Genomic DNA, 12,349 nt, shown 5'->3' with positions numbered 1-12,349 from the left:
TGCGCTAGTCACTATAGGAAATGCTCATGAAGCCTTCTGTTCTTCCCTCTGATGTCAATCTGATGGCAGCCAAACCGCCGTCATCTTGGCAGCTGTTTTTATCGACGTTCTGCCGAAACAAAGGCGCCGTGATTGGTTTTATTGTACTGGCACTAATGGTTCTAGTTGCGATACTCGCGCCTGCTATTGCACCTCATGATCCTTACGAGTTATTCACCGGTCAAGAGCAATTGCCACCTGCCTTTTTAGATGGTGGTAATACCATGTTTTGGCTAGGTACTGATGATGCAGGCCGAGATACATTGTCTCGCGTGATGTATGGCGCACGTTATTCGTTGTTTATCGGTCTAAGCGCAACGACTCTAGCGATGTTAGTTGGTATTTCTCTAGGACTGAGTGCCGCGTTTTGGCCAAAGGTCTGGGGCAAAGCGGTCATGTTGGTTAATGACATCTTGATGTCGTACCCGAGCTTACTATTGGCTATTATTATTGCCGCTATCTTAGGGCCATCTATGACCAATACGATTATTACGATCGCACTGGTCTGTACACCGCCATTTATTCGTCTGACTCGTGCGACTGCGATGGTAGAGCTACAACGTGAATACTTTATTGCCTCACAAGTAATGGGTGCTGGCGTATTGCGTTTGTTGTTTATCACCATTTTACCCAACTGTATGGCACCGCTTATCGTACAGGCAACGATGATTTTCTCGTCTGCTATTTTAGAAGCAGGTGCGATTGGTTTCCTAGGCTTTGGCGTACAGCCACCTGATGCTGAATGGGGCGCGATGCTAGGTACGGCACGACAATATATTCAAAGCAATGTTTGGCTAGCAATCTGGCCAGGTGTCGCTATCTTCTTGGCTGCATTATCGATTAACCTGACTGGTGATGGCTTACGCGATGCGCTAGATCCCAAATTAAAGCAGGTGACCTAAGATGACTGAACCATTAATCAAAACACCTACCACTCACACCTCTATGAATGGCGCATCAACGAAAGACTCACCATTGTTGCTAGATATTGAAAACCTGTCTGTCACGTTTGGACAAGGGGTACGTGCCTTTCGCGCAGTCGATGATGTGTCATTAAAAATAACCCAAGGTGAGGTCATAGCTGTCGTGGGTGAATCTGGCTCAGGTAAGTCGGTCACGATGATGGCACTGATGGGGCTACTTCCACCTTCTGCAACCGTCCGTGCTCAGCGAGTGGTATTTGATAATAAGGACATGCTCAGTATGTCAGCCAAAGAGAGACGCGGAATCATTGGTAAAGACATCTCTATGATTTTTCAGAATGCAATGTCTTGCTTAAATCCAAGCTTTACGGTTGAGATGCAACTGGGTGAAGTCCTGCGCAAGCACCTTGGTTTGCGAGGCGCAGCCGTACAAACACGCATTTTAGAGTTGTTAGAGTTGGTCGAAATGCCTGACGCCAAAAACCGTCTCAAAGTCTATCCGCATCAGTTGTCAGGTGGCATGAGTCAGCGAGTTATGATTGCGATGGCGCTTGCTTGTGAGCCAAAACTGCTTATCGCAGATGAACCGACCACCGCACTAGATGTCACCGTACAAGCACAAATCATGGATTTACTGAGCCGATTGCAACGCGAAAAACAAATGGCAATGGTATTAATCACTCATGATTTAGGTCTAGTTGCACAAAACTCGCGTGATGTCGCGGTCATGTATGCGGGACAAGTGGTTGAAACCAGTACTGTGCCAGAAATTTTTCAGCATCCTGCACACCCTTATACTGAGGCATTGCTGCAAGCAATCCCTGAGCTAGCTATCGGTCAAGACCGTCTGAATAGCTTACCAGGGGTCGTGCCAAGTCAGTACGACAGACCAGCTGGTTGCTTGTTGTCTCCCCGTTGCCCGTATAAAGAACCTGCATGCGAAGTACCACCGCCGATATTAGATACACCTAATGGCAAGGTGCGTTGTATTGATTCTAATATTACTTCTCATTCCTCTCACGCTGCTACCTTGGAGTCACAAGTATGAGTAACAAAGTGGTCCTAAAAGCAGACAATCTACACAAGCATTACCCAGTATCACAAGGTTTGGGCAAAGCAAAAGCGTACGTAAAAGCGCTCAATGGTGTTTCATTCGAACTTGAAGCTGGCAAGACATTGGCAGTCGTTGGTGAGTCAGGCTGTGGCAAATCTACCCTTGCCCGCCAGTTGACACTGATCGAAGCACCTACACATGGTGAGCTATTTATCAACGATGAAGGCACCACAGGCTATAGCAGAAAGGCACTAAAAGAGTTGCGTACTGAAATACAAATGGTTTTCCAAAATCCGTATGGCAGCTTAAACCCTCGCCATACTATTGGCTATCAATTGACTGAGCCGTTGGATATTCATACCAAACTGTCTAAAGAAGAAAAGCGTGACAAAATCAACGAAATGATGAGGCATGTCGGTCTACGGCCCGAACATGCTGGTCGTTATCCGCATATGTTTTCGGGTGGTCAGCGCCAGCGTATTGCCCTCGCGCGCGCGATGATGCTCAATCCTAAAATTGTCGTCGCTGATGAGCCAACTTCCGCGCTCGATGTCTCGATCCAAGCGCAAGTCTTAAATCTATTTATGGATTTGCAGGATGAGTATCGTACCGCTTACGTCTTTATCTCGCACAATCTATCGGTCGTACGCCACGTCGCTGATGATGTGATGGTGATGTATTTGGGTCAAGCTGTTGAACACGGCCCCAAAGAAGCGATTTATAATGCGCCAAAACACCCCTATACCATCGCGCTACTGGCTGCTGCACCAACGGTCAATGGTCATAAAAATGATTTAACCCTACAAGGTGAGCTACCAAGTCCTCTCAATCCACCAAGTGGCTGTGCCCTACATAAACGCTGCCCCTATGCCAAACAGCAGTGCAGCGAAGTAGAGCCACAACTGCGCGAATGGGATGGTCGATTGGTGGCTTGTTTACGTTTAGAAGAGATATATGGTTAAGGTAATTAGTGGCTAGTCGATATTTACCACACCGCGACACGTAGGAAACTGCGCGCACCCATAAAAGGATTGTCCTTGGCGTGCGCCTTTTTTTGCCACGCGTTTGACCATCTCGCCAGTACATCTTGGGCAGGTTGGCGCTTGATCGATATTAGCGTCATAGTCTGTCGCTTTAAGTGTTGCAGGTTCATTCACTTTTGGCTCAGATTCTGCAACCTCAAACGGCGTAAGAAAAACCTTATCAGCCATATCTTGTGGTGGGCTTGCCTTCTGAGTATTCAAACTATCAATCGGTAACTCGTTAGATGCAATTTCAGTTTGACCAGACCAGCGAGGCACTTCTCTACTTTTCAGCGTGGCTCGTTTAGCGGTGTCTTTTACGATTGGCTCTGGTGTAGGGTTATTAGCCACTTTAGTAATTGGTTTATCAGTAGCGTTACCACCAGGCTGTTTGTTTGAGGGGCTATGCTTGTCTTTTAGGTAGGCTTTATGCCTTCGATTAGTGCGCCAAGATTTACTAAATCTATTGCTATTAATCTGCTCAACGATAGACTTGACCTCGTCTTCAGTCAGTATCTTATCTTGTTTCTTCTTCACATAAGATGCCATACCACTCGTCAATACGTGCTCAGGTAATTCATCACGAGTTTTTAGCTCGCACTCACCGATGAACGCAATCATTGAATGAAAGTAGCTCAGCTCTAAACCTAATAAATCTGCGAGCGTCTTAATGTGCAAGTAATTTTGGCGCAATGGGTTTTGGAATTTGTATTTACTGCCATTTGGGAATGATTGCGTCCACTGCCTTTGCTTCTCGCTACCGTATATCCAGCCTTTATAGTTTTTGGTTTCGATGACAAAGATACCGTATACAGAAACGATAATATGGTCGATTTGCGTACTGCCGCCATTGGCTCGTGGCAAAGTAATACCGTTTAATCGGTGATAGATATTTTTTTCTAGTTTTAGCCACATGGCAACGTTGATGACGGTTTCACCTAGGAAACCTTTAAAGCTGGATTTTAGGGACATAGTTTTTCTTTCAACACGTGAATAGAAATCGTAGGAAGTATATATACGATAAATAAAGCAAATATAAAAAACTGTACACTTAATTTTCGTAGTATAGACTGAATTATTCACGCTTTAGAAACTAAATATATTTTGGAATACATTTCTGTATGTTGTGGTAAAAGCTATTATAAACTTTTTCAAAATCTGCTTGACGCTGCTCAAGTTTATTTAAGTTTTCATCATTAGAGTTTATTTCGAGAAATCGCTGCGCGGCACATAAATCTGATCCTGCCTGTAGAAAAACCTTACATTCATCTTCAAGCTCAGAAAAATATAATACTGTCAAAATTTCAACTTTCCCACCTTCTCTAGCAAAATTACTCAGATCAAAGCTTTTACTATCTTTACCCTGAAAATTTTTGATTTCATACTCTTTAACGAGAGTAGCAAAATCTGCAAGCCTAAAAACCAGCTCTTCAAACTTCTCTCTAAGGAAAGCTCGACGCTCTTTTTTTCGGTCAAAGTATTGAGTAATGAAAATACCGCACAAGCCTAAGAATCCAATGATAAAGGCTGCTATCACTCCTTCACTTAGACCTATTTGTTGCAACCATGTTGTATGTGTTGTTAACTGTATGTTTTCCATTTATCTCATCCAAAGTTCAGCAGCATAAAATCAGACACTACAGTCCTTATCCAGTTATATTATAGACAGTAGTTACGATGATCATCGCTTTATTTTAATATCAAAATAAAGTATACCTACACTAAAAAACTAAATGATAACCCTTATTTTTTAGTGTTTAGCTATTGAAAATAACTATTAAAACCAATCATATAAAAAAAGCCACTAGATTTCTCCAGTAGCTCTTTGTCAAACACTAACTAAGTTAGGTTTATTACACCAAACTATTTACCGCTTCGACCACAGCGTCAGTCGTAATACCAAACTCTTTATACAAATCACTAGCAGGAGCAGATTCACCATAAGTGGTCATGCCGATGACTTTGCCATCTAGACCAACGAACTTATACCAGTAATCTACATGAGCCGCTTCGACTGCGACGCGAGCACGGATATTAGCAGGCAATACAGCCTCGCGGTAGCTAGCATCTTGCTCAACGAAAACCTCAGCACATGGCATAGACACTACGCGGACGCCGACACCATTCGCGCTCAACGCTTCATACGCTTCCATCGCTAGGCCAACTTCTGAACCTGTCGCGATGATGATAGCTTGTAGCTCGCCCTGCTCTTTTGCCAATACATAACCACCTTTGGTGATGTTCGCGACTTGCTCGCTATCACGTGCTTGATGTGGCAAGCTCTGACGGCTGAAGATTAGCGCTGAAGGATTGTTTTCAGACTTGATTGCTTCTACCCAAGCGCTAGCAGATTCAGTTGCATCACACGGACGCCAAGTGCGTAGATTTGGCGTCGTGCGTAGGCTAGTCAATTGCTCAACTGGCTGATGCGTTGGGCCATCTTCACCCAGGCCGATAGAGTCATGCGTATATACATGAATGACGCGCTGCTTCATGAGTGCGCCCATACGTACCGCGTTACGTGCGTATTCCATAAACATTAGGAACGTGGCTACGTAAGGGATAAAACCACCATGTAATGCGATACCATTGGCAATCGCGGTCATACCGAACTCACGTACGCCGTAATAGATATAGTTACCGTCAGCGTCTTTCTCGATGCCTTTAGCGCCTTTAAATAGCGTAAGGTTTGAGCCTGCTAGATCCGCTGAGCCACCCATTAGTTCTGGTAATAATGGCTGCAAGCTGTTGATAGCGTTTTGGCTGGCTTTACGACTAGCAACATCGCCGCCCGCTTCTTGCGTTTGCTGAATATAGGCTTGTGCTTGGCTAGCAAAGTCAGCAGGCAACTCGCCATTTAAACGACGTAACAATTCTGCTGCAAGCTCTGGATAGGCTTTTGTGTACGCTTCAAAGTCAGCTTCCCAGTTCTTTTGCTGTACGTCGCCTTTGGCTTTGGCATCCCACGCTTCATAGATTTCATCATCTAATTCAAACGGAGCATGTTTCCAAGACAATGCATCACGAGTCAAGGCGATTTCGTCATCACCAAGTGGCGCACCATGACTGGCTGCGAGACCCTGCTTATTCGGGCTACCAGCGCCGATAGTTGTTTTACAAATGATGAGACTTGGCTTAGCAGACTCTGCAAGCGCTTGTTCAGTTGCTTGCGTAATCGCATCAGCATCATGACCGTCGACCTTGATAACTTGCCAGCCGTACGACTCAAAACGCGCTTGCGTATCATCTGTGAACCAGCCTTCGACATTACCATCGATTGAGATACCATTGTCATCATAAAAGAAGACTAGCTTACCAAGAGCCAACGTGCCAGCCAGTGAGCACACTTCATGACTGATACCTTCCATCAAGCAACCATCGCCTAAGAATGCATAGGTGTTATGGTCAACGACGTTATGACCGTCACGATTGAACTGCGCGGCTAGGGTTTTTTCTGCAATCGCAAAACCAACGGCATTGGCAATACCTTGACCTAGTGGACCAGTCGTCGTTTCTACACCAGGCGTGTAGCCAAGCTCAGGGTGACCTGGAGTTTTTGAATGCAGCTGACGGAAACCTTTTAGGTCATCAGCGCTGACATCGTAACCTGATAAATGTAACAACGAATAAATAAGCATCGAGCCATGACCGTTTGACAGTACAAAGCGATCACGGTTGTGCCAATTAGGATCTGCTGGGTTGTGCTTCAAAAACTTGCGCCACAAAACTTCGGCAATATCAGCCATACCCATTGGCGCACCCGGATGTCCAGAGTTGGCTTTTTGAACCGCGTCAAACGACAGTACACGGATGGCATTGGCTAGTTTACGTTCGCTAATTGGAGCTGGCATAGAGTGTCCTAATATTCGAATGAGTCGTATAAAGATAAGAGGAGAGTTTACTCAGAGGATAATCCATCAAAAACGCGGCAGGCGCCTTTAATGAATAGGCTATAAAATAAAAATGCAATATTAACATATTTGCTATAAGCCTAGCTAAAAATGCGGTGACAGGACCGTTTATATTTAGCAATGACTCACATCGTTTTTGTTAAACGATAAGCAATGACGGACTTTTACTTAAATCATAAGTAACAAGCCGCGAGTGACTTAATGGACTTGCAGCTTGTTACTTATAGCCAATTTATTAAATTGAAATAGTCTCAGCACCGCCCATAAACGGACGTAATACTTCTGGAATCGTAATGCTGCCATCAGCGTTTTGATGGTTTTCCATCACTGCTAATAGCGTACGACCAACTGCTAGACCTGAACCGTTTAAGGTATGCGCTAAGCTAGTTTGCTTGCCGTTTTTGACACGCGTACCCATACGGCGCGATTGGAAATCACCACAGTTAGAGCAGCTAGAGATTTCACGATAGGTATCCTGGCTCGGTAACCATACTTCGATGTCATAGGTTTTTTGTGCGGCAAAACCCATATCGCCCGTACATAGCTGTACCGTGCGGTATGGTAGGTTCAATTGCTGCAAGATATATTCAGCCTGCCCTGTCATTGCCTCTAACAGGTCATCGGACTGTTCGCTAGTGCCAACATTGACCATTTCAACTTTTTCAAACTGATGCTGACGAATCAGACCGCGCGTATCACGCCCGTGTGAGCCAGCTTCACTGCGGAAACATGGTGTATGTGCAGTGAATTTTAGCGGTAGCTCTTTGATATCCAAACGCTCGCCGCGTACCAAGTTAGTCATTGGCACTTCAGCCGTTGGAATAAGATAAAAATCCATCTCATCATTATTAGTATGGTTGCTCAGCTTAAATAAGTCATCTTCAAACTTTGGCAACTGACCCGTACCTTTTAAGCTATCGCTATTGACGATGTAAGGCACGTAGGTCTCAAGATAGCCGTACTTCATAGTATGCGTGTTCAACATGAATTGAATCAATGCGCGATGTAATTGTGCGAGCTTCCCTTTAAGCACGTTAAAACGGCTACCAGTCAATTTGGTTGCTGCTTCAAAGTCCAGCATACCAAGTGTCTCACCGATATGCGTATGATCTTGAATCTCAAAATCAAACGTACGCGGCGTGCCCCACTTACGCACTTCTACGTTATCGTCTTCTGATGTACCGACTGGCACACCTGCCGCAGGAATATTTGGAATTTGCAAGGCTGCTTGAGTGATACGCTCTTGTAGCGTACGTAGCTCGTCTTCCGCAGTTTTAATCTCACCGCTAACGCTTTGCATCTCAGCCAGTAGCTCACTGGCATCTTCGCCTGATTTCTTTAGGGCGCCTACTTGCTTAGCTCCAGCATTACGGCGCGATTGCAACTCTTCAGTTTTAACTTGTAGAGACTTACGTTCAGACTCAATTGCTTGCCAAAAGTCCATATCAAGCTCATAACCACGGGTGGCTAGCTGCTGTTGTAGGTCGCTTAAATCGCCGCGTAAGAGTTTCGGATCAATCATAGTAGTTGCCTGTAACACTAAAGGTGAGTAAAAGGTTTAAAAGTATTATTAATAAAGTAATCGTCTAGCGCGCATCGCTATCACAGTCTCTGTGGTAACTGGCTACGACATTATGTTTTACATCAACATATCTGGTAGCCGCTATAATACCAAGACACGGCAGATTTGACCATGTTTTGAATATCTTTGGCTGCTTTTCACTGTTTTTAGCGATGTATGACTGATTCTCACTAGGTTTTGTTCATGATACTAATCGCTTATAGCAAGTTACTCTATTTTTAATTGCTCACTTTTGCTTTCGTCTCGTCTTAATAAGCTGAGTATAGAGCGTGAACTACGGCATTAATATGACATCTATCCGTGAACAGTCTTGCTTATATGTTTCATTTAGGAGTACTTTTCGGTAAGATAAGCGCATACCTTTATTCACTTCTAGCCAAGTACAGCATCGCTGCTTCGCTTTGGCAGTTTTAATCCAACGCTTTTAATATAAGTATTTGAGAAACCTTTATGGCCCTGTACCCCTACACGCTCCAACCTGTCGCCTTAAACCTAACTGAGGCTGAATTTCACCAAGCACAGTATGAACTGTTTGCCAGTGCCAGCCCTTCTTTTGGTTTATCAAGCTTTAAGACCAAAGAGTGGATCATCATGGCCGTGGTTGTGGTACTTGCTATTGCAGGGCTTATTTTTGTAACAGGCTATTCAACCATTATATTTTGGTTAATGCTGGTTGGTGTGGTGATTTATCTATTGGCGCGTACCTTAGGTTTTAAATGGTATGTAAAAAGAGAGTTTGATAAACAAGTGGCCGACCAAGAGATGCCAGATGAAATGCGTCAGATGAAGTTAGGCGTGCAGAAGCATGGTCTAGTCATGGCAATGCCAAGCAATCAGCCTGACATGATGAAAAACTCACAAATGCGCGGTATGCAGATGCGTGCAGGCGCAACTCAGCAAGCAGTTATTCCTTGGACATCTATCAAGAGCTGGGATGAGACTGATGACTATATCTTTATGATGTTTGAGATGAAAGGTCAGCAAGGCAGCCAAATCGTACCGAAACGCTTGCAAGCACAGAAATTCCCTATCGATACAGTACGTCAGCACCTACAGGAAGTGGTTCCTATTAAAGGATTAAACCCTGAAAACTTGCAACCACCAGCGTAAACATAATTAAGTTTCTCTATCATTGAGAAACTTAATAGAAAAAACTGTTTTTAGTTTTAAAAAATTAATCGTAAAATTGTATTTATTAAATTTAACTTATTAATAATAGTTTGCTATTATTATAAGCATCAAAGGAAGAGATAGAATTTATTTCAATAGATACAGATAAAAGTCAAAGTGCTCTTATCCGTACCTCAGCTTGGTAACAGTTCTACTTTTCTTTATTCAGTATTTTAAAACTACACTCACACTATAAGGACAATACTATGAGTAATTCTAACAATGCTACTAACCAGATCGGTCTAGAAAAAGCAGATATGAGCGAAGTTATTGCTCAGTTAAACAATCTACTATCAACGTATCACGTGTTTTATCTAAACGTACGTGGTTATCATTGGAACGTAAAAGGTGAGCATTTCTTCACCTTGCATCCAAAATTTGAAGAACTGTATACGTCACTACAACTTCAAATTGATGAAATCGCTGAGCGTATCTTAACCTTGGGTGGTACACCACTGCACGCTTACAGCGATTTTACACAGCATACTAGCATCAGTGAAGATAAAAACGTCAAAGATGGCACGAGCTGTGTCAAAGGCGTCGTCACTGGCTTGCAAGCGTTGATCGCAGAGCAGCGTCAAGTATCAGCACTAGCAGAAGAGAGCGAAGACCAAGGCTCTGCTGATTTAGTTGATGCCTACGTACAAGAGCAAGAAAAACTCGTATGGATGTACAATGCGTTTTTAGGCTAGTGAAATATAATCTTTTATCTAAATACTCATGAAAATCCAAACAATAAAAAAGCACCCAGTTGGGTGCTTTTTTATTGTTTGCCGGTTCGAAAAATATCAGTCTACTGTTGAATCCACTGACGCATTTTTTCACGTTCAGCAGGCGTGGCTTGTAGCCAGACTTGCATAAATGTATCTAGCGTACTAGTGGAAGTATTCACGCTAGTAGCTTGATTAACAGTAGTCGTACCAGTATTGACGTTGCTAGTAGTATTTGCTACTGGTTGATCTAAAGAGGCAATAGCACGTTGGTTCTGTAGCTCTGCGTCACCTGCACCGCCAAACACGCCGCCTAATGCTTTGCCGATGCCTGAGAATATGCCGCCTTGATTACCAGCCATACTTTGTTGACTAGCGATAACAGTATTGTTCTGCTGGACAGCGAGCGTTGGCTGTTTGGCATAGTCTTTAGCTGCTTCATAAGCTTCTGGTTGGTTAGGCATAGTCAAACGATACGTTTGGTTATCGGTTAATTGTGCTGTCACGCTGACATTACCTGAACGCAAATAGTCGTGCTGATCGCGAGGTAAGTTATACAGACGATCATATTTAGCGGTGATAGCATGTTGTCCAGGCTGTAACGTAAATGTTTTCTGCAAAGTCTGAAAAGCGCTCTGCTGAACTTCCTGCCCATTAATAGCGGTTACTTTGATATGGTCATCAACCTGTAGAGTCACTGCTGCCTGTGACAACATAGGAACCGCGGCAGCACCTACCAACAATGTGCCTATCGTTAATTTTTTTAGCAAAGAAGCATTCGATTTCATAAGTTATTCCATTAATAGTAAAAGCGAGTTGGGCAAAAGATTCGTATTCTTACGGTTATTCGTTTTTCTTACTGCTAAAAATCTTGCTATTAAAAATCAAGTGGCATCGTGTGCTGGTCTTGATCGGAGGTATCATTATCTATATGTGTCTCTTGAGCAATATCTGCCAGCTCCGCTGCAAGCGTCTGCTCATCAATGGTACGCAAAGCATCACTTATTACTGCTTTTGAGATATTACTGCGACCAAGGTTAGAAAACATTGGCTGAATGTAATTAAGCACTTCCATCATCGCACCGATACGATGCGGCCCATCAGTCAATAAGTGATCAATAATTCGATCGTCAAACTGCCATCCGCGCCGACGTAAAATAGATTGTAATAATGCTTGTCTGTCTGCCAAATCATGGCCAGTAGGCACTTTGAAGGTAGGTGCTTGTGCCAAACGCGTCATCAAATCCCTTAGCTGAAATGGCAAGCCATCAGCTGGCTTATTGGCTGCAAACAATAGCTGGCGTTGCCCTTCTCGGCTACGATTAATCAAGTGAAATAAAGCTTCTTGCCACTGACTGCTTTGCTCAAGCACTTCCAAGTCATCAATAGCGATAAGATCAAAGTTTTCTAAAGATGATAGTACGTGGACATCTGTATGAATCAGCTCATTAAGAGACAAACAGATAGCCGATTTATCCATTTCGATAAATGACTCACAAATAGCAGATAGCAAATGAGACTTACCTGTGGCAGGGCTACCAAACAGATATAATTGACCGATCAGGCCGACATGTAACTGCCGTACTGCATCGATAATCGACATCCAACCGGGACCGGCAAAGTCGCTGAGACTTGCATCATGCTTAATGTCCAGATTGAGGCTTAGCTGTGCTTCTGCCATGAATCATCAACTCGTATTGCGTAGTGCAATGAAAAATATAACAAAAAAGATAGGTTGCTTTGAGCTGTATTTATTACTATCAGTACTAGCCGATATAAATGCATTTAATGACCCTATAGCCTTTACAAAATCGGTTAATTACTTTGTAGAAAACAACTTTAGCAAAACTGCTACTAAAACGGTTGATACTATCAACACTGCGCCTATATATAACATATTTACAAAATGACTGACAAGTCTTTTGCCCATAAAGCCTT

11 protein-coding genes are annotated in these 12,349 nt (G+C 43.5%); 5 read left to right on the top strand and 6 right to left on the bottom strand.

Annotated features, from left to right (window positions below; translation table 11 throughout):
* Positions 1 to 26: 26 nt before the first annotated feature.
* The 3 genes from ACT3QN_RS05220 to ACT3QN_RS05210 are packed head-to-tail and all read left to right on the top strand — an operon-like array spanning position 27 to position 2,978.
* Entirely contained in the window at positions 27 to 941 is a 915-nt protein-coding gene (locus tag ACT3QN_RS05220) for an ABC transporter permease (protein ID WP_444522497.1), read from the top strand.
* A 1-nt stretch (position 942) separates the two neighbouring features.
* The gene (locus ACT3QN_RS05215; RefSeq protein ID WP_444522496.1) at positions 943 to 2,010 is read left to right on the top strand and encodes an ABC transporter ATP-binding protein; all 1,068 of its coding nucleotides are present in this window, start codon (positions 943 to 945) and stop codon (positions 2,008 to 2,010) included.
* The gene (locus ACT3QN_RS05210) at positions 2,007 to 2,978 is read left to right on the top strand and encodes a peptide ABC transporter ATP-binding protein (protein WP_102093680.1); all 972 of its coding nucleotides are present in this window, start codon (positions 2,007 to 2,009) and stop codon (positions 2,976 to 2,978) included. Before ACT3QN_RS05215 ends, ACT3QN_RS05210 begins: the two co-directional genes overlap by 4 nt.
* A 12-nt stretch (positions 2,979 to 2,990) precedes the next feature.
* On the opposite strand, the gene ACT3QN_RS05205 is transcribed toward ACT3QN_RS05210, so the two are convergent.
* The 4 genes from ACT3QN_RS05205 to serS form a co-directional block, all read right to left on the bottom strand.
* The gene (locus ACT3QN_RS05205) at positions 2,991 to 4,010 is read right to left on the bottom strand and encodes an NERD domain-containing protein (RefSeq protein ID WP_444522495.1); all 1,020 of its coding nucleotides are present in this window, start codon (positions 4,008 to 4,010) and stop codon (positions 2,991 to 2,993) included.
* Between the two features lie 121 nt (positions 4,011 to 4,131).
* A complete protein-coding gene (locus ACT3QN_RS05200; RefSeq protein ID WP_444522494.1) occupies positions 4,132 to 4,638 on the bottom strand; it encodes a hypothetical protein in 507 nt (168 codons plus the stop codon).
* 253 nt (positions 4,639 to 4,891) lie between these two features.
* A complete protein-coding gene (tkt, locus tag ACT3QN_RS05195; protein WP_444522493.1) occupies positions 4,892 to 6,889 on the bottom strand; it encodes a transketolase in 1,998 nt (665 codons plus the stop codon).
* A gap of 295 nt (positions 6,890 to 7,184) precedes the next feature.
* Positions 7,185 to 8,471, bottom strand: coding sequence for a serine--tRNA ligase (serS, locus tag ACT3QN_RS05190; protein ID WP_444522492.1), 1,287 nt, complete (start codon positions 8,469 to 8,471; stop codon positions 7,185 to 7,187).
* Positions 8,472 to 8,981: 510 nt separating this feature from the next.
* On the opposite strand from serS, the gene ACT3QN_RS05185 reads away from it, so the two are divergent.
* Complete coding sequence (locus ACT3QN_RS05185; protein WP_444520528.1) at positions 8,982 to 9,641, top strand: YcxB family protein; 660 nt, start codon at positions 8,982 to 8,984, stop codon at positions 9,639 to 9,641.
* Positions 9,642 to 9,907: 266 nt separating this feature from the next.
* Entirely contained in the window at positions 9,908 to 10,393 is a 486-nt protein-coding gene (locus ACT3QN_RS05180; RefSeq protein ID WP_444520527.1) for a Dps family protein, read from the top strand.
* A gap of 101 nt (positions 10,394 to 10,494) precedes the next feature.
* On the opposite strand, the gene ACT3QN_RS05175 is transcribed toward ACT3QN_RS05180, so the two are convergent.
* Together ACT3QN_RS05175 and hda are read right to left on the bottom strand one after the other, a co-directional pair.
* The gene (locus ACT3QN_RS05175; RefSeq protein ID WP_444522491.1) at positions 10,495 to 11,199 is read right to left on the bottom strand and encodes a DUF2057 family protein; all 705 of its coding nucleotides are present in this window, start codon (positions 11,197 to 11,199) and stop codon (positions 10,495 to 10,497) included.
* 89 nt (positions 11,200 to 11,288) lie between these two features.
* Positions 11,289 to 12,092: a DnaA regulatory inactivator Hda gene (hda, locus tag ACT3QN_RS05170; RefSeq protein WP_444522490.1), complete on the bottom strand. Its 804-nt coding sequence runs from the start codon at positions 12,090 to 12,092 to the stop codon at positions 11,289 to 11,291.
* Positions 12,093 to 12,349: the final 257 nt, after the last annotated feature.

The organism is Psychrobacter sp. AOP7-C1-14 (genome assembly GCF_052376135.1).
GTDB lineage: Bacteria > Pseudomonadota > Gammaproteobacteria > Pseudomonadales > Moraxellaceae > Psychrobacter.
The sequence above is the reverse complement of the archived record's forward strand: the minus strand, read 5'-3'. Positions and strand labels throughout refer to the sequence as shown.

Excerpts from the sequence above, each read along its gene's own strand:
- ACT3QN_RS05215 (WP_444522496.1), top strand. The coding sequence starts at position 943 with ATGACTGAACCATTAATCAAAACACCTACCACTCACACCTCTATGAAT.
- ACT3QN_RS05220 (WP_444522497.1), top strand. The coding sequence starts at position 27 with ATGAAGCCTTCTGTTCTTCCCTCTGATGTCAATCTGATGGCAGCCAAA.
- ACT3QN_RS05185 (WP_444520528.1), top strand. The coding sequence starts at position 8,982 with ATGGCCCTGTACCCCTACACGCTCCAACCTGTCGCCTTAAACCTAACT.
- ACT3QN_RS05200 (WP_444522494.1), bottom strand. The coding sequence starts at position 4,638 with ATGGAAAACATACAGTTAACAACACATACAACATGGTTGCAACAAATA.
- tkt (WP_444522493.1), bottom strand. The coding sequence starts at position 6,889 with ATGCCAGCTCCAATTAGCGAACGTAAACTAGCCAATGCCATCCGTGTA.
- ACT3QN_RS05180 (WP_444520527.1), top strand. The coding sequence starts at position 9,908 with ATGAGTAATTCTAACAATGCTACTAACCAGATCGGTCTAGAAAAAGCA.
- ACT3QN_RS05205 (WP_444522495.1), bottom strand. The coding sequence starts at position 4,010 with ATGTCCCTAAAATCCAGCTTTAAAGGTTTCCTAGGTGAAACCGTCATC.
- hda (WP_444522490.1), bottom strand. The coding sequence starts at position 12,092 with ATGGCAGAAGCACAGCTAAGCCTCAATCTGGACATTAAGCATGATGCA.
- ACT3QN_RS05210 (WP_102093680.1), top strand. The coding sequence starts at position 2,007 with ATGAGTAACAAAGTGGTCCTAAAAGCAGACAATCTACACAAGCATTAC.
- ACT3QN_RS05175 (WP_444522491.1), bottom strand. The coding sequence starts at position 11,199 with ATGAAATCGAATGCTTCTTTGCTAAAAAAATTAACGATAGGCACATTG.
- serS (WP_444522492.1), bottom strand. The coding sequence starts at position 8,471 with ATGATTGATCCGAAACTCTTACGCGGCGATTTAAGCGACCTACAACAG.